This window comes from Bacteroides sp. CACC 737 (assembly GCF_013874375.1).
Classification (GTDB): Bacteria; Bacteroidota; Bacteroidia; order Bacteroidales; family Bacteroidaceae; genus Bacteroides; species Bacteroides uniformis.
On record NZ_CP059408.1, the window covers coordinates 3,891,050 to 3,909,693 of the forward strand.

The 18,644-nt window shown below is 46.5% G+C and carries 13 protein-coding genes and 1 pseudogene; 11 read left to right on the forward strand and 3 right to left on the reverse strand.

The window, feature by feature from the left end; translation table 11 throughout:
* Nucleotides 1–16: 16 nt before the first annotated feature.
* From ahpF to H1A11_RS16180, 3 genes are all read right to left on the reverse strand, one after another.
* Nucleotides 17–1,576 (reverse strand): alkyl hydroperoxide reductase subunit F, encoded by a 1,560-nt coding sequence (ahpF, locus tag H1A11_RS16170; protein ID WP_174646509.1) that lies wholly within the window; start codon nucleotides 1,574–1,576, stop codon nucleotides 17–19.
* 102 nt (nucleotides 1,577–1,678) lie between these two features.
* Complete coding sequence (ahpC, locus tag H1A11_RS16175) at nucleotides 1,679–2,245, reverse strand: alkyl hydroperoxide reductase subunit C (RefSeq protein ID WP_117599875.1); 567 nt, start codon at nucleotides 2,243–2,245, stop codon at nucleotides 1,679–1,681.
* 117 nt (nucleotides 2,246–2,362) lie between these two features.
* Nucleotides 2,363–3,289 carry a hydrogen peroxide-inducible genes activator gene (locus H1A11_RS16180; protein WP_131225677.1) on the reverse strand — a complete coding sequence of 309 codons (927 nt, stop codon included), beginning with the start codon at nucleotides 3,287–3,289 and terminating at the stop codon, nucleotides 2,363–2,365.
* A gap of 140 nt (nucleotides 3,290–3,429) precedes the next feature.
* Between H1A11_RS16180 and H1A11_RS16185 the strand changes: the two genes are divergently transcribed.
* The 11 genes and pseudogenes from H1A11_RS16185 to H1A11_RS16235 all read left to right on the forward strand — a co-directional run bounded on the left by H1A11_RS16185 (nucleotide 3,430) and on the right by H1A11_RS16235 (nucleotide 18,536).
* A complete protein-coding gene (locus H1A11_RS16185) occupies nucleotides 3,430–3,918 on the forward strand; it encodes a Dps family protein (RefSeq protein WP_117599874.1) in 489 nt (162 codons plus the stop codon).
* A gap of 610 nt (nucleotides 3,919–4,528) precedes the next feature.
* Nucleotides 4,529–5,516: pseudogene (locus H1A11_RS19775) on the forward strand (hypothetical protein).
* A 6-nt stretch (nucleotides 5,517–5,522) separates the two neighbouring features.
* A complete protein-coding gene (locus H1A11_RS16195; protein WP_117599873.1) occupies nucleotides 5,523–6,755 on the forward strand; it encodes a glycine betaine/L-proline ABC transporter ATP-binding protein in 1,233 nt (410 codons plus the stop codon).
* Nucleotides 6,752–7,567: a proline/glycine betaine ABC transporter permease gene (locus H1A11_RS16200; protein WP_117599872.1), complete on the forward strand. Its 816-nt coding sequence runs from the start codon at nucleotides 6,752–6,754 to the stop codon at nucleotides 7,565–7,567. Before H1A11_RS16195 ends, H1A11_RS16200 begins: the two co-directional genes overlap by 4 nt.
* Before the next feature lie 35 nt (nucleotides 7,568–7,602).
* Entirely contained in the window at nucleotides 7,603–8,466 is an 864-nt protein-coding gene (locus H1A11_RS16205; protein WP_117599967.1) for a glycine betaine ABC transporter substrate-binding protein, read from the forward strand.
* 270 nt (nucleotides 8,467–8,736) lie between these two features.
* Nucleotides 8,737–9,333 (forward strand): DUF3575 domain-containing protein, encoded by a 597-nt coding sequence (locus H1A11_RS16210; RefSeq protein WP_117599871.1) that lies wholly within the window; start codon nucleotides 8,737–8,739, stop codon nucleotides 9,331–9,333.
* 38 nt (nucleotides 9,334–9,371) lie between these two features.
* Entirely contained in the window at nucleotides 9,372–10,820 is a 1,449-nt protein-coding gene (locus H1A11_RS16215) for a hypothetical protein (RefSeq protein WP_117599870.1), read from the forward strand.
* A 91-nt stretch (nucleotides 10,821–10,911) separates the two neighbouring features.
* Nucleotides 10,912–12,447, forward strand: coding sequence for an Mfa1 family fimbria major subunit (locus H1A11_RS16220; protein ID WP_181757449.1), 1,536 nt, complete (start codon nucleotides 10,912–10,914; stop codon nucleotides 12,445–12,447).
* Nucleotides 12,448–12,590: 143 nt separating this feature from the next.
* The gene (locus tag H1A11_RS16225) at nucleotides 12,591–13,559 is read left to right on the forward strand and encodes a FimB/Mfa2 family fimbrial subunit (protein WP_117599868.1); all 969 of its coding nucleotides are present in this window, start codon (nucleotides 12,591–12,593) and stop codon (nucleotides 13,557–13,559) included.
* Between the two features lie 82 nt (nucleotides 13,560–13,641).
* A complete protein-coding gene (locus H1A11_RS16230) occupies nucleotides 13,642–14,895 on the forward strand; it encodes a hypothetical protein (protein WP_117964311.1) in 1,254 nt (417 codons plus the stop codon).
* Between the two features lie 56 nt (nucleotides 14,896–14,951).
* Nucleotides 14,952–18,536: a hypothetical protein gene (locus H1A11_RS16235; protein WP_181757450.1), complete on the forward strand. Its 3,585-nt coding sequence runs from the start codon at nucleotides 14,952–14,954 to the stop codon at nucleotides 18,534–18,536.
* Nucleotides 18,537–18,644: the final 108 nt, after the last annotated feature.

An 18,644-nucleotide genomic window follows, 5' to 3' on the forward strand; every position in this document is an offset into this window, starting at 1 on the left:
TTATGGGTGATATTTCCTAAATAACTCCGCGGATACGGTCATCGAATGCTGAAAGCGCCGCTTTAGCCCCTTCGCCCATAGCGATGACTATCTGCTTATAAGGAACATTTGACACATCTCCTGCGGCATATACTCCCCGAAGTGTCGTACGGCAGAAAGTATCGATTTTGATTTCCCCTGCCGGAGTCGTTTCCAAGCTGTCGCGGAATGGGGCACTGTTGGCTGCCAGACCGATTTGTACGAAGATACCATCCAAGGGATAGTCGCGTTCCTCGCCGGTAAGACGGTCTTTGATGCGGATGGAAGTTACATTTTCCCCGTTTCCATCGACTTTTGTGGTCTGCGACGAGGTGAAGATTTCCACATTTGGCAGATTTCGGGCTTTCTCCTGCAACACTTGGTCGGCTTTCAGCGTATCGGCAAACTCGAATATGGTTACTTTCTTGCAGATGCCTGCCAAGTCGATGGCAGCCTCGATACCTGAGTTGCCTCCACCGATGACGGCTACGTGCTTGCCTTGATAGAATGGTCCGTCGCAATGCGGACAGAAAGCTACGCCGCGTCCGATGTACTCTGCTTCGCCTTCCACATTCAGTTTGCGCCAGCTGGCACCCGTTGAAATGATCACTGCCGGTGCGGTGAACACTTCGCCGCCTATAACGGAGATACTCTTCTCCCGGCCTTGCAATTCCACCTTCTCTATCTTCCGCTCCTCGAAAATCTCTATCGGGTAGTGCTCTATATGGGTACGGAGTGCATTGGCAAGCTCTGTTCCGGTAGTTTGTGGAACAGAAATAAGGTTTTCGATGTCCACAGTCTCTTTCACCTGCCCACCGATACGCTCGGCAACGATGGCAACCCGCAGTCCTTTACGGGCTGAGTAGATGGCAGCGGAAGCTCCGGCAGGACCGCCTCCGAGCACCAATACGTCGAATTCTCTTTGTATGGGTGTTTCGTCCGTTTGCGGAGCGCTACCGAAGGTCTGTTCCAGCTTTTGCAGCAATTCGCCGAGCGAACCCCGACCCACGTGCAACAGTTTGCCGTTGGCGTAGACAGACGGCACGCCTTGAATCTTCAGTGCATCCACTTCCTTCTGATAGAGGGCGCCGTCCACCATCTCATGAGTGATTTGCGGATTCAGGAGTGTGATGATGTTCAGGGCTTGTACCACGTCCGGGCAGTTGGTGCAGGTCAGTGATACATACGTTTGCAGGCGGACGGGGCCTTGCAGGGCCTTGATGCGGCGGCTGATGGCTTCGTCCGGTAGATTTTTCCCCTTTCCATCGGCATTCAGTACGGCAAGCAGGAGAGAGGTGAACTCGTGTCCACTGGGTATGCCCCGAAACTTTATGCCGGTCTCCACACCTTCTTTCAGTAACGTGAATTCCAGTCCTGGGTTGTCGGTCTCGGTCAATAGGCAGGACAGCTTCTCGGAACAACTTGCCACATTATTCAAGAACCCGATGAACTCTTGGGCTTGCTCGTGTTCCGGATTATAGGTGATATGGAAGATATAGCGGGCTTCCAAATGCTGGAATACGCTCCGCACTTGATCTAAAATACTTGTTTCTAACATGATTAATATGGGCTGTTAAGGTTGGACGAGAGGGTACCGTCGGTTTCTCGTATTGGAACTAACGGTGCCAAAGTGGGAAACACATTTGGCACCGTTTAGGAATTAAATCTTTCCTACGAGGTCAATGCTCGGTTTCAAGGTTGCGGCTCCCTTTTTCCACTTGGCCGGGCAGACTTCACCGTCATGTGTGGCTACGAACTGCGCAGCTTCCACCTTGCGCAGCAACTCGTCTGCATTGCGTCCGATGTTGTTGTCTTGTATTTCGGCAATCTTGATTTTACCTTCGGGATTCACGAGGAATGTACCGCGATAGGCCATACCTTCTTCTTCAATCATCACACCGAACGCGCGGCTCAGTACGCCGGTCGGGTCGGCCAGCATCGGATACTTGATTTTGCGGATGCTTTCGGAAGCATCGTGCCATGCTTTGTGCACGAAGTGCGAGTCTGTACTTACAGAATATACTTCTACGCCCATTGCCTGGAATTGGTCATATTTCTCGGCGATGTCCACCAGTTCGGTAGGGCATACGAAGGTAAAGTCTGCCGGATAGAAGAAGAAAATGGCCCATTTGCCTTTTACGTCTTCGTGGGATACTGTTTTGAAATTTCCGTTTTGGAAAGCCTGAACTTTGAATTCAGGAAGTTGGGAATTGATAATCGGTTCCATAATTTTTCTTTTTTTTATAGGTTTAGTTCTTTGTTTTTCTCGTTGCAAAAATATAGCATTTTTTCCCGATAGAACAAGAAATCTGATTGAAAGGTTTTATGGACCGATAGATAAAATCTATACAATGGCTTGGGTTGCCTTCAGAGAGAGCATTTCCTTAGGTATAGAGGACTTAATCTCTTTAGTCAGTGCTTCCAGCAGAGTATGGCGGATAAAGTTCTTGTTAGTGAGCATCACGATTTGCCGGGTAGGGCAGGGAATGGCGAAGGGGCGTACCAGTTCTTTCTGGATATCCCCCAGTTGCAGAACGGCCAGTTCGGGGATGAAAGTCACACCTTTACCGCTTTCTACCATGCGCATGAAAGTCTCCATGCTGCCCAAGTGATAGGCAAGCTGGCTGGCGCGTGCCGACTTCATCTGGCAGAAACGCACCAGCTGATCGCGGAAGCAATGACCCTCGTCGAGCAACCAAAGCTGTTCGCCGTTCAGGTCCGAAGTACGGATTACCTCGCTGTTGAAGAGGATGTCTTTGCGCGACACGTAGACAAAGAATTGTTCATAGAACAGCGGTGTCTGCTGCAGCTCTTCCATACCTGCCAGACTCGCTACGATACCTGCGTCTATTTCTCCCGTCTGCAGGGCTTTCTTGATGTCGTTTGTTTTCATTTCGATTACCCGGATGTCGAGGTCGGGGTATTTCTTCATCAGTTGAGGAAAGAAGCGAGGCAGGAGGTAAGGAGCCACGGTAGGAAGTATGCCCAACTTGAAGGTACCGGTCAGTGAATGTTTTTCTTCTTCTATAATATTCTTTATACGGTTGGCTTGAACCAATATCTTCTGTGCTTGTTCTATGATGAGGATACCGACGGGAGTGGGGCATACCGGTTGCTGGCTGCGGTCAAAAATCCGGGTATCCAGTTCCTCTTCCAGTTTCTGAATCATGGCACTGAGGGTGGGCTGTGTTACGCGGCAATATTCGGCTGCTTTGGCAAAGTGGCGGAACTGGTTGACGGCAAGGATGTATTCCAATTGTTGTAAAGTCATGATGAACAAGGCATTTGAAGGTTATGTATAGAATTCGTCTATGCAAAGATAGAAATTATCTGTTTGACAAGTTTTGATTTACCCCTTATCTTTGTAATACCCCAAAGAAAAATAGTATAAATATTTAAAACAATAGAATTATGAAAACTTTAGATTACTTGTATTTGAATGAAAAGAAAGTGGCTGGTGTAGCATCAGCATTGCACCAATTGTTGGCCGATTTCCAGGTACATTACACCAATCTGCGCGGTATGCACTGGAACATCAAGGGACACAGTTTCTTTGTGCTGCACGAGAAGTTCGAGAGTATGTATGACGATACCGCCGAGAAGATTGACGAAATTGCAGAGCGCATCCTGATGCTGGGTGGCGTGCCCGAAAATAAGTTCAGTGAATACCTGAAGGTTGCCAACGTGAAGGAAGTGTCAGACATCTCTTGTGGCAGTGAAGCTGTAGATCATATCCTCGGGACATATGGCTACCTGATTGGCGAAGAAAGAAAAGTGATTGAATTGGCAAATGAAGCTGGCGATGACGTGACAGCAGATTTGATGACTAGCTACTTGAAAGAGCAGGAGAAGATGGTCTGGATGCTTGTTGCATTCAGCACGAAAAGTTGCACGAAATAAAAAGTCGTAAAAAGATAATAGAGTGATAAAACCGGTAGTGGATGCTGCCGGTTTTATTTGTAGAGTATAATTAATTTCTATCGTTCTGTACCTTAGATTCAAAGATTCTGCGAACCATAATAAGACCCTTATCAGAGTGGCACGTTTGCAGGAGCATATCGTCAACTGCCGCAAAGATAACCTTCGCAAGATCATCCATGCACTCACGTACGATAGCCAAGTGCGCACTGTCTGCATGGAGGACGTGAATGTGAAAGCAACGTAGCCATGGCCTTGCACAAGCGGTCGGGGGGGGACATCTTTCGGGATGTTCCTCGTGATGCTTGAATATAGATGCAAGTGGTATGGTGCAAACCTTGTCAGGATAGACCGTTTTGCCCTAAGTTCGAGAACTTACAGTAATTTGAATGAAATTTGGTATATCCGTTTGTTTTTCGTATATTTGCAAAAATAGCAGGCTCCAATCTACTGTTTTTTAGCACATAAATTCTTTTTTGCGCATCGGATAAATTTCATCCCTTCTTAAAAATCACACAGGTCCTGCTTATAGAAATCATTTTATAAACCATTGTGGGGTATCGGACAAATATCCCTGTCAAAACGTAACTTTATGCGATATAAAGAAAGTTTGCTATTGCCATTCTTTGGGGCAATAATAGCCGTTTCACCTTTGGCGGCACAGGAAAAAACGATATTAAAGATAGGAGGCACACTCCGTTTCAACTGCAATTACTCGGATTGGAAATCCGAAAACCGGAAACATGGTGAAGAGTTCGATTTCGACGTGTTCCTCTTGAATGTGAACGCTTCTTACAAGAAATTCGATTTAGCCGTAGATTACCGCTTCTATCCCGCCTCTTTGGGAGACGGGATGCTCAGGGAGGGCTGGATAGGTTATAGCTTCAACAAATCACACTAGCTACAGATGGGGTTGACAACAGTACCTTTCGGCATCCTGCCTTATACAGGCAACAATTACTTTTTTAATCTGAGCTATTATGCCGGTCTCGAGAACGATGCGGACATGGGGGATAAAATACTTTTTCCGCAAGAATCGGTGGGAGTTGTCTCTCGCCTATTTCCAGAATGCTGACTTTTCCGGAACTGGTGGAGACACAGAACTGTCCGCTAGCCGTTATGCCTATGACATCGCTGGACGTGATAAGGAGGTGCATCAGGGCAATGTCCGGGTGGTATATCATTTCGGAAACTTGTGAAGACAGCAACTCGGAGGTTCGGTACTGGTGGGTGGGCTATATAATATGGACACACGGAAGACGGGGTTCCGTTCCGATTTCGCCCTACACTACGTCGTCGACTATCAATGGTGGAACCTTAAAATACACAAGTTGTTTTTGGACAGTATCTGCTTGTACAATGATTTTAGCTTGCTGAACAAACGCATTGCTGGGTTCAATGACAGCTTGGAGAACGTGACGGGATGTTCGCTGACGATGGGAAAGGTGTTCTCCTACATTGACTATGCTGTGGGAAGGAATCACGCATGGCTGGGGGATGTATAGGATGAAGCTTTTGTCCGGGGGACGGAAGACAATTGGAGTGTCAAATTCAATATAAATATAGGATATTATTTTTAAAGAATTATGGATAAGAACAAAGTTGAGATCAGGAATTTGTATTTGATTTTCGGTTCTGAAAAAAACAAGGCTTTCAGAATGCTGAAAAAAGGAAAGAGTAAAAATGAGATATTGAAGGAGACTGGATGTACGATTGCCGTGAACAATGCCAGCCTCTCTGTCCGGGAGGGTGAGATATTTGTGATCATGGGACTTTCGGGAAGCGGAAAGTCAAGTCTGCTCAGATGTATCAACCGGTTGAATAGGCCTACCTCCGGCGAGATTCTGATCAACGGTGAGGACATCGCTGGAATACCGATGGAGCGGTTGCGTTCCCTGCGCCGGAAGGAATTGGCGATGGTATTCCAGCATTTCGGACTGCTGCCCCATTATACTGTATTGCAAAATATCGCTTTCGGACTTGAGTTGCAAGGGGTGGAGAAGAGGGAACGTGAATTAAAGGCAGCAGAAAGCATGCGTTTGGTCGGGCTAGACGGATATGCCGACCTGATGGTCAGTGAGCTGTCTGGAGGCATGCAGCAACGAGTGGGACTGGCACGTGCTCTGGCCAACGATCCGGAAGTCCTGCTGATGGACGAGGCCTTCTCAGCGCTGGACCCGCTGATACGGGTACAGATGCAGGACGAGCTGCTGGCCTTGCAGTCAAAGATGAAAAAGACCATCGTATTTATCACACACGACTTGGAGGAGGCTGTCAAGTTGGGTGACCGTATCGCCATCATGCGTGATGGGGAGATACAGCAAACCGGCACTTCCGAGGAGATTCTGACCACCCCCGCCAATGAGTATGTGAGGTGTTTTGTAGAGAATGTGGACCGCAGTAGGATTGTCACTGCCGCCTCCATTATGGTGGACAAGCCTATGGTGGCAAGGTTGGGAAAAGAAGGGCCAGAGGTTCTGACTCGAAAGATGAGAGAACGGAAGACAACCGTGTTGCCTGTAGTGGACCCGGATGGTATACTGGTAGGTGAGGTTCGCCTGGAAGATCTTCTCTGGTTGCGTAAGGAGCATATCCTGAATATAGACTCTGTGATAAAGAAAGAGGTACATTCCGTATTAAGTGACACTGTGGTGGAGGATATACTTCCCTTGATGACGAAGACCAACTCGCCCATCTGGGTAGTTAATGAGCGACGTGAGTTTGAAGGGATGGTACCGCTCTCGTCACTCATTATTGAGGTGACGGGAAAAGACAAGAAAGAAATCAATGAAATCATTCAAAACGCAATAAAATTATGATAAAGATAGGAGAATATATAGAAATGGCCGTGGAATGGTTGACCGAGCACGGCGCATCATTTTTTGACCTGCTGAGTCTGGGAGTGGAAGGCGTTATTGACGGGATACTGTGCATCCTGCTCGAGATACCTTTTTACATAACCATCGTAACACTCACTTTCCTGGCGTTATACAAGAGTGGCAGGGAGACGGGGGGCTTCACCCTCCTAGGGCTGTCGCTCGTCTACGGGATGGGACTCTGGGAGGAGACCATGCAGACCCTGGCTCTGGTACTTTCCTCCACCGGTATGGCATTGCTGCTGGGAATCCCTCTGGGGATCTGGATGGCGAGCAGCGGACGCTGCAACAAAGTCCTGCAGCCGGTACTTGATTGTATGCAGACTATGCCGGCCTTTGTCTATCTGATACCGGCAGTGCTCTTTTTCGGGCTGGGAACGGTGCCGGGAGCCTTTGCCACGATCATTTTCGCCATGCCTCCGGTAGCAAGGCTCACCGCATTGGGTATCTGCCAGGTGCCGAAAAATGTGGTGGAGGCCGCCCGGTCTTTTGGAGCCACTTCTTGGCAGCTGCTCTACAAGGTACAATTACCGCTGGCGTTGCCGACTATTCTTGCCGGTGTCAACCAGACCATCATGATGTCTCTCTCTATGGTAGTGGTAGCTGCTATGATATCAGCTGGAGGTTTGGGGGAAATAGTATTGAAAGGTATCACGCAGATGAAGATTGGCATGGGATTCGAAGGAGGGATTGCCGTTGTAATACTGGCTATCGTGCTTGATCGGATCACACAGGGAATAGCACGAAAAAAATAGAAGGAGTAGAACATATAATGAAAGACAGAATGATTATGAGAAACAAAACGAAATTTTTCACAGTCTTGTTGGCTGTTACGATATTCTTCTCATGCGGTAACATTTCTGACAAGAAAATCCGTATAGCCTATGCGAACTGGGCCGAAGGGATAGCGGTCACCTATCTGGCCAAGGAGATTCTCTCGGAGCAAGGATACAGAATAGAACTTTTGAATGCGGACATAGCTCCCATATTCACTTCGTTGGCAAGAGGTAAGACAGACGTGTTCATGGACAGCTGGCTGCCGGTGACCCATGCCGATTATTTCCGGAAATACAATGGTAAACTGGAAATCCTCGGGCAGATATACGACAGTGCCCGTATCGGTCTTGTGGTGCCCGAATATGTCCCAGTCCATATGATAGAGGAGCTGGGCGGTCATACCGGACGGTTTTCCGGAGAGATCGTGGGAATTGATGCGGGTACCGGTATCATGAAATGCACGGAGAAAGCCATCCCTGAATACGGTCTGGACTACAAGCTCATGATCTCCAGCGGTCCCGCCATGACGGCATTGCTGAAGAAGGCTATCGACAAGAAGGAATGGATCGTTGTGACCGGATGGACCCCGCACTGGATGTTTGATCGCTTCTGTCTGAGAGTGCTGGAAGATTCGAAAAACGTTTATGGGGAGGCCGAGCAAATCCATTCCATTGCCAGGAAAGGATTCAGTAAGGAGCATCCGTTCGTTGCCGCCCTTTTGGGAAACATCCATCTGTCCGATACCGAGATCAGCTCTTTGATGCGGACCATAGAGGAAACCCGTGAGACCGAGACAAGAGCTGTACGCCAGTGGATGGATAAGCATAGGGATTTGATAGACAGCTGGATTCCGGACAAGGAGAAATACAACCGATGAACATTACGCTGGAATGGATGACTTTCAATCCTTTTTTCTTCGTAAGGTGGGTGCTAACTGTCCCGCCATATTTCTGGTAATATTTTGAAAAAGAGTATATACCCTATTATTGTCTTAATGGCATACATTGTATGGATTAAAAGACTGTTTTGCGTAATTCTATGTCTAATATTCATAACAAAAACATGGTTGTATATTCATAATTTTGCATTATCAAAGTTAACATCATAAAACAAGTATGTTTTTCCTAGTAAAACTATCAGTGACAATATGAAACAAGTATGTTTTTTTTTCTTCCTGCTGTCCAGCCTGCAGACCTTCTCACAAAAGGTTGCGTTGAAAAACAACCTTGCCTATGACGCCTTGCTAACACCCAATCTTTCAGTAGAGTTCTCCCTAGGAAAGAAATGGACTCTGGACGCTCAGGTGGGTATGAATTTTTTCTTTTATGAGAATGATGCCACGGCAAATCGTTATAAGACAAGGAAATGGAGTCATTGGCTTGTACAACCGGAGGTAAGATATTGGACTTGTGAAACATTCAACGGCTTATTTTGGGGTATTCATACCCACGGAGGCCAAATGAATGTGGCGGGTATAAATATTCCTTTTATCATTCAGAACCATTCCAGAGAAATGAAAGGGCACCGTTACGAGGGATATTTTTACGGTGGTGGTGTCAGTGCAGGCTATCATTGGATACTGTCCAGCAGATTCAGTGTGGAGGCATCTTTGGGAGTGGGCTATGCACGTGTTAAATATGACAAATTCAGATGTACTTCTTGCGGGAAAAAGATAGGCAAGGGGAAAGCCGATTATCTGGGACCTACAAAGCTTGCAGTTTCGATAGTCTATATGATCAAATGAATGACGAGTCGCGTATATAAACATAAAAAACGTAATTAATGAGACCGATAGATTATTATATAGGAATACTCTCTGTTATGGGATATGTATACTGCTTGCCACTGGCAGGACAAGCAGGGAATAAAGTTGTCAGGGGAGGGAATCCCCGTCTGGAATATACAGATCTGAAAGTCGGACGTAGTACGGACGGGAAAGTGTTTACTGCCTCTTTCAATATAGCAGGATCTGTCAAGCGGTTGGGTGCCCAGGAGATTGTCTATATCTATCCTTCCTTGGTCTCCTCTGACGGCAAAATCAAAACTGATTTCCTTCCCTTGTGTATATCTGGAAGGAAAAGATATAAGGCCGTTATCCGTAGAGAGACTCTGGGTGGTAATCCGGATACATCAGTTCCAGTGAAGGATATCCGCAAGGCCGGAGATTTGAAGGGGACTGGAATTTCTGTTCGGGAAGCATTGTCTTTTGAGCGCTGGATGGCATCCGGATATCTCTCTCTCCGTGAGGAGATGTACGGATGCGCTGAGTGCGGCAGAGGCGTGAGTCAAACGAACATGTCGGTGACCGGGATAGATCTTTTCGAACCGGAAGACTACGAATATAATTTTTATATTCCTGAAAAGGTGGAGACAAAATGTTACGAGGAAGAGTTTGACTGTAAGGTCACTTTTAAATCTGCACGGCACGAACTTCTTCTAGGCTTCGGTAAAAACCGGGAAGAACTGGCCCGTCTGGACAGCTTTGTGTCCAGGGAACTCCGGATAAAAGGGGCTCGCCTCCGTGAGGTGCACATCACCGGGTACGCCTCTCCCGAAGGCGAATCCAACTATAATAGACATTTGTCGGAATGCCGTACTCATGCGCTTTCCTCTCATGTGTTGAGCAAGTATCCGCAGCTCAAGAGTGCTTCCGTATATAGAATAGAAGGAGCTGGCGAAGACTGGGAAGGTTTGAGAAATATCATAAAAGCATCTACTTTGGACTATAAGAATGAGGTTTTGTCTGCCATCGGGAGACATGATACGGATGTGGCCCGTGAAACAGCTATCCGTTCTCTGAATGGGGGAAAAGTCTATACTGATTTGCTATCCACGGTTTATCCTGTCCTGCGCCGCACTGTCTTCCGCATGAGCTTCGATGTACGTCCCTATATGGATGACGAACTGGAGGAAATGTTTATTACCGTTCCCGGGTGCCTGAGCTTGTACGAGATGTGTAGACTGGCACAACTGTATACTGAACAAGGAAAAAATCCGGTAAATATATATAGGAAGGCTTATGAGCAGTTTGCACCTGATCCGTTGGCGACACTTAACTATGCCAATGCGCTTTTAAAGTATGAAAAGGATGCGGACAAGGCTCTGATGATATTGGACACAATAAAGAGTGACAGCCGTTCTGTTTATCCTATGGCAATTGCCCACAATATGAAAGGTGACTGGCGGAAGGCGGAGGAATTGCTGAAAAAAGATATGGAGCCTTTGGAATGAAAATTCCTTACTTGTATGATGGGGTTAACGAATGAAAAAAGCATTTAATGTATTAATAATTAAATTATTTATTTACTAAACAGTTTAAGTTATGAAAGTAAACAATTTATTTTTAGCAGGGGTTGTAGCCCTAAGTCTGGGCATGACAGCTTGTAATAATGAGGATGTCCCTCCGGTAAACAATCTGGGTGAGGGAACAACATTTGTGGGAATGTACATTTCCACCATGAAGGATGTCTCAACCAGAGCAGTGAATGACAATCAGGAAGATTACGGAGGAAGAACGGAAGAGAGTAAGCTTACAGATTTACAGCTTCTCTCAAATGTCCGCCCACAAGCATGGACGTTAGGAGAGACAGCTGATGAGACAGGCAAGTTTTGGGAAACGCAAACAGCCGGTACATTTAAGGTCGCTCCATGGAAAACGAATTCCGGCCCTCAAGCCATGGCGTTGTTGTTTAACAAGGGTGTCCTTTCCGCTGATATTGCAACAGCCGCGGATCAGACATATGGTAGTACAGCTGCCGCAGTAGACAATATTGCCGCTCTCGCCACAGACAACAAGTTTGTCATGACTTCGAGAGCTGAGCAGAAAACTATTGTTCCCGGCATTACCGAGGATGCTGCCAAAACGGGTACAAGTGAGGCTCAAAATGTATTCTCCTTTGATGTGGAGCGTATCGTGGCACAAGGATTGGTCGCGAAGGATGCTGCTTTGGAAGAAGCAACCGCAGATAAAAAAGGAACGGTTGATCTTGCCGACATCAAGTATACTGCCATCAACGGTGCCGCAAAGACATACCTTTTCCGTAACCATGCGGGAAAGCGTACAATTGGAGATGCCGATGGCCTTTACGATGGCTTTGCATCAGCCATTGATGGATATACCGATTTTAAGGCGGCCAAAGAACCGGAAGGTTCAGCTAAAGAAAATTTGATCCGTTTGGGGAATCTTCTGTCGAAGGACAATCCACAGCGGAATGATCTTGGTATGTATGCAGCTAAAGGCGTTGCAGAAAATGTTAATACTGCTAAAAATGTAGCAGGTATTTATTTTTTGGAAAATTCTGTAAAAAAGGAAGCGCTTACAGCTGAAAATAAAAATTACGGTTACTATCGTCTACCTTATGCCAAGGTTTATGTAACTTATATCCCTAATGAAGTATGGAAGCTTGATGATGATGGAAAAACATTGGTTAAAATGGATAATTATGCAAAAGGAACAACGTTCTATCGGGGAGAAGATGACGGTCTTATCTATGCCAGCAAAGAAGCCGCAAAGAAAAGTAAGTGGAGCCCGGACCAAAAAGCTTATACCTATACAAGTGGAAAATGTGCATATCGTGCGTTATGGAACCGTCAGACTATTACCGCTGATGGAAAGTCGATTGTGAACGCTGACACACGCCGTAATAATACCTATCTGTTGACAATCAAGTCTTTCCAGGGATTGGGTATGCCATGGGATCCTTCTGATCCTAAAGATCCGTATTTGCCAAAACCTGATGATAAGGATGAACCGACAAATCCGGAAAATCCGGATATCGAGAAAGAAGAGACCTACATGCGTGTCGAGGCTAAAGTGCTCCAGTGGAACCTTGTCTCACGTGATGTTATTCTTGAGTAATATTACTATTAAACAGTTGATAAATTCAGCAAACAATTTCTTACACAATTTTAGAGAGGGATGTGGATTTTTTCCCTTCCCTCTCCAATAACCTAAAAGTTTGACTTCAAACTATTAAATAATCCCAACATAAACTATATCAAATGAGATTTAGAAGCGTACATGCTGTCGCATTTATCTTGTTATCGGCTTACTGTCTTATAGGATGTGATTTTGCCGTATTTGATGACTTGGTCAGTTGTCCGCAAGGTGTCAGTTTTCATTTTTATAGGCAAACCCCTTGCGAACAATTTCCCAATTATCCGTCAGATATCAGGCAGGTCCGGGTATTTGCCTTTGATGCCAATGGCGTGCTGGTAGGCGAATTTTCCGACAAGAAAGTACTCCTTTCAGCGGATTATTCCTTGTCTGCCACATTACAGCATACTGGAAAACTTACATTTGTCGCATGGGGTGGCAGTGACCTAGAGTCTTATGATTTTTCAGATTTTCAAGAAGGCGTTACTACCAAGGGGGAAATGCGGGTCGCACTGCGGCTGAAAGACAGACGGACTACTTCAGTCCCCGGATCGCTGTATGTCGGTCTCGCCTCTGTATCGCTGGAGAACCGAGAGGATATGGGGAGTGTGTACGAGCGGGTGACTTTCAATATGCGGGAATTGACATACCGGATACACTTCACAATCAGCTTTATAGGTTCTTCTTTCCTCATGGACGAGGAATTTGTTATCAGGATAGAAGATGACAACGGTGTGTATGATTTCAACGGTCAGATCGCTCTTTGCGAACGCTTTGAGTATGTAACCCAAGCCGTACGTGACACTGGAGGGGCATTGAAAGCGGATTTCACGCTGATGAAACTGGAAGAGGGCAGGAACGCACTCGTATCCCTGATTGATAAGACAACCGGGGAGATTCTTTATACAGCAAATCTGGTGGATGACATCATTATGTTCCAGGGAGATGCGGGTGAGCCGCCGTATAGTCTAGAATGTGACCATGATTTTCCCATAACCCTGAAACTCAAATATGAGAAGGATACATGGATGCTGGTACAAGCTACTGTTCTGGATTGGAATGTCATTTCCCGTCCTATAGAATTGGAAAACTGATATCATGTCAGGATAGGTTTAAGACAAATGCTCCGTGTGATATCAGAAAGGATTTGAGATTATTAACAAAAAACGATAGATAATGAAATACGGAATTGTGATGAGGCTGTTGACGGTGGTCTGCGTAGCGATTGTACAATTGACCGGATGTTCGTCTGATGCGGAAGAGATGGAAAAAGCCATTCCAGATGTTCCCATCCGGATTGTAGCGGAAATGAATAGGGGGGCCGTTACTTCCCGGGCGGCAGAAGCTTCTGCACATTTATTTGGAGAATGGAAGGAGGACTATATTGGTGCAGAAGAATACGAGAAAACTGTCAAGCATATCCTCCTTTTTGCTTACAAGAACATCGGGAACTCCTTGGAAAAAGTCCTTTTCTATTATCCCCAAGGAACGGCCAATCCGCTGGCAGATGTAACTGGAATTGACCGTTTTGAGATGAGAGAGATGGGTGGGGTGAATGCAGGGGATTTCGATATTGTCCTGGATCTGGAGCTGACTGGTGGTAATTATACTTTTGTTTTACTGGTCAATTGCGAGTCTGGATTGAAAAAGATCCGGGAGGAACATACAATTCCTGATCCTAAACGGCTGACAGAGAAAACCGAAATTTTCACATCTGACGATCTAAAAGGAGAAAACCGGAAGTACCTTCCCATGGTAGGCCAATGCAACTTCCGCGTTCCGTACAATACGAGCGGTAATAATAGAGTAACCCTTTCACCCTGCATACTTCTGGAACGTATGCATGCCCGTGTCGAGTTTATTCTTACTACGGTTGATAACGGGGGAAACTACTTGTCTCCTTTATTGCCGTTTTCCAGAGTGACGAAACTCTCTCTGAACAATGAGACCAGCGGTTATTCCGTCCTTCCTTCCGTCGGGGAATACACCGCCACTGGGAATGGTGACCCAGATATCAGAGGAGTCAACTATATGGAAGATCCCCTATTGCTACCGGAAAGGCCCAGTTTCCATGAAGGCGCCAACGAGGGCCCCGGAGAATCCGCTTTTGTGGCCAAATGTAAAGAGAGACTGCTTCCATATACGGGAGAGGCACCTAATTATATTTATGTGGCTCCGGGGGTCTATGGTAAAGGAAAAGAGGGGGCGCTGGCCTTGGTCTTATCTATCGATTATCTGATGGAAAACCTCGATAAGCAGTATAGGATCGAGCTCTATAATCCGGATCTTTCCGAGAATGACAAGGGTTATTACAATATCCGGCGTAATACGATTTACCGTGTCTTCGCCACACTGAAAGGACCCGGAAACATGGAATATGACATAGTTGTGGACGAATGGAAGGATACGGAGGTGGCTATTCCTTGGTAACAAGGTATGACCAGTCATGCCATCACGAAGAAAAACAGTTTAAAGAATAGATACATATGAGAATCAAACATTACACTTTGATAGTCGCTTTTCTGGCGATATCTATGGGAATCCCTCTCGTGCAAGGGTGCAGTGATCCCTTCGATGAGTATGGAAACGGCGGGACAGAAATGCCTGTCAGGGACGGCTGGACGTCTGTCAGCATGTCTGTCGAAGGACTTGGTCTTCGAAATCCCCTGACACGGTCCCTTACACCGGAGGGGGAGAATTCCACGGCAGCGGAGAGGATTAGGGTACTTGTGTTTGACAAGGACAACAAGTTTTCATATGAGGCCAAAGTGACCTCCTATATTCCTTCCGGTAATCCGGCTGACAAGAAAGGCAAGGGTACCATGACCTTGTTGGCGAAAAATACTCCTTCAGGCGATACCAGTACATTCGTGATGCTGGCCAATGTCACCCGGTCAGCTAATACAGACGCAGACGGACTGGCTGGAAAGACACGGGAGGAAGTCATGCAACTTTTCACTTTCTCCATGCCGGACAAGGGGGTATGGAAAGACGGGGAGTTGCCGATGTGGGGTGTCTCGGACCCGGTCAGGGTGGATCACAGTGCCGGTGCTGTTCCCAAACTTGGAACTGTCTATCTGGTCCGTGCCGTAGCACGTGTGGACGTGGGGCTTAACTTGAGCAACATGTCGGAAGGGGCCTCTACATTCGACGAGAAAGCCGGGGGGATTGAAGGGATAACGCTGACTAAAGTGTTTTTTTATAATACCAATACGACGGGACGGGTCTCCCCGTTCGAGAACGGGATTTACTGGGATGAGGTCAATAGAAAGGCGAAACAGCCTTCTATTCCTGATCCGGCTCCGGCTGTGACAGGAAAGATTGATAGAACATCTTCCATAGTGGATGAGAAAATCTTGTTACGTGAGGTATATGTTCCGGAGGCGGTCAATGCGCCGACGGCTGCCACGCAAGGAGCCAACGGAGAAACTCTTCCTGAGAATAATACGGAAAATTACTTGAAACGTCCTTATATCGTTGTCGGACTGACCGGTGCAGATAAGAGCCGTCCTGACAAGGAAACTTTCTTCCGGATAGACTACCTGAAACGTACTGGAGCCGAGGCTGATGCGACATACGAGTACCTTCCCTTGTTGCGTAATCACCGTTATCTGGTGAATATCAAGGCTGTAGGTGGTCCGGGATTCGATACGGAAGAGGATGCTAGGAAAGGACCGGCCGCCAACATCATGTATAATGTTGTGGTATGGAATGAGTCCATGATGTCTGATGTATTGTATGACGGGCAATATATGCTGGGAGTCAGCGCTGACCATTTCACTTTTTATAGGGAGGGAGGCAGCCTAACGGCAAAAGTGCAGACTTCTTGGCCGGAGGGGTTCACGATAGAGGGACTGCCTGCATGGATCGGTTATTCTATAAAACCTTCGGATCCAGATAAGACCGCACCGACCGATGAGAAAACCGTGACCTTTACGGTCACAGAACATGTGGATGCATCCCGAATGTGGCCGGAAAAGCCGGAAGATGCCCAGGATGCGCTGAAAGCCGCTTATGTGAAGGCGGGGCGTATGAAATGGTTTCTTGGCTTTGAACAGTCTAAGGATATCAATGTCACCTTACAGATTTTTGCGGACGAGGCCTGCAGCCGGCCGCTGGAGTTTATTGAGGTCAATCAGTATGGCGAGAGCTATGGGCAGGCAGATAAGGTGATAACGAAAGACGGGCAGACGCTTACGGCAGAAGAGTCAGGTGCCAGGGTTACTTTCTATGTAAAGACAGAACCGCATGATTTGGAACCCGTTTTCCATGCTGAAGCTGCCAATCCGTTCAAGATAGAGAAAGCGGGTCAACTTGCCGGGGGAATATGGAAGTACACGGTGACGGCTCCCGACATTACAGGAAATACGGAGTATTTCGATAATTTCAATACCACTTATACTTTGACCGTCACACATGTGGGAACCGGCAAAAGTGCGTCGGGGAAACTCAGCCTCCTGCAGAAGGAATATAATGCCATCCCCTTCTTTGACAAATTCCTGCATCAGTCATTGCTGGTATCTAGTAACAGTATCTATCTGATGGATGGCAAACAGAAACAATATTATGTCAAAGCCAACAGCGAATACAAAATTGAGTTGGTTTCGGCTTTGTCTGACAACAATGCTGGTAATGTGATAGAAGACTTTATGCTTTTCTATGAGAAGGATCCTTCCCTTTCGGGAAAACCTGTGCCTTTCATAGCTGTTGACGATATGGCGTCTCCGCGTCTTTACTCCGGTAAGGCGAAATTCAAGATTTATTCCCCTGATGGTCTTTTTCCGGAAAGAGAATTTGAGTTGGAGCTGGTTTCCGGAATTGTGCAGCCTGAAGCGAATACATATATGCTTAAAGCGGGAGCAAAGCAAGGGATCTTTATTCCTGTTTCCCGGGTAAATACTGCCTATGAGTATTACAAAAAGCTTCTGGATCATGACGCTGTTTTAAGTGATAAGCAGGGACTTCCCGGTAGCAAAGAGGATTTCATGTTGAATAAGTTGGATGCAGATGATGATTGGAGAGTCAATATCGTGTGGACGGACATTAAAGAGGCTGGCGGACATAATGATATAGAAAAAGCGGGACTCAGTGAATTGTCCGAACAGGGAGGTTCCGGTCCGGGATCATATATTTATGTCAAGCCAGGGCAGACTCCGGGAAATGTGTTGATAGAAATTAAATCTGGAAAGATCAAGGGGAATCCGACACTCTGGTCCTGGCATATCTGGATTGTTGACAAGTATCCGACAGTCTTGGATGTTGCGAGTCAGGGAGGTGATGGTCCGAAAACGGTTCAATTGATGTCGCATCTGTTGGGAGCATACGAAAGGGTCCAATCACAGTATAGTGCAGATGCATATAGGGAATTTGGTATGCAATATCAATGGGGCAGGAAAGACCCGTTCCCGGCACATGATGTTCGTGTCAATAAAAACTTTTATGACGGCAGTGGCAAGCTATTTGATTTCCTTTGGGAACAGAGAGGAAATGATGTGGATTATGGAAAAACAGATGCTCAGCAAGCGAGAGGGGCTGCTCTTACGATGAAACAGAGCATCGAACATCCAAACGCTATCGTCTCTCATCAAAGTTTCTGGCTGTATGAATGTTTCCCGCATGGGTTTGTTAGTTATTTCAAAGACCGCTGGGTATTCCTGTATCCATGGAACCAGCCTTCCCAGACAGGGAATCCGGAGGATGTAGGCGGGAAAACCGTATTTGACCCTTCTCCTTACGGATTCCGGATTATGTCGCAGAAAGAGGCTGTAACTTTGAGGTTTGCATATTATTATGCAAGTCGTTCCGGCCTTAACACACCGCTGCCTGGAAGTATTTATGACGGCAGTTTTACAGATGGCAAGTCTGGGGGTAATGAAGTCATTTTCGCCGTGGCACAAGCCAGAAGCGATACTCATGCAGGGCGTTATCTGCTTAATTCCACTGGAGGTCCTGCCGGTTGGGCGCCTACTTCTAATACAAGCGCTGTTTACAGGCGTTGCATGACTTATTCCGTACGTCCAGTCGTCGATCCAGATGTAAAGGATGATTATGAGAAATATTTACCCCAATAAGTTATATCCCGTGCAGACGAAAACTTGCACGGGACATAAAAAATGACAAGAAAGTTTCTCATATACTTTTGTTTTGAGACATTCCGGTGTTTTTTGTATAAGCCACAT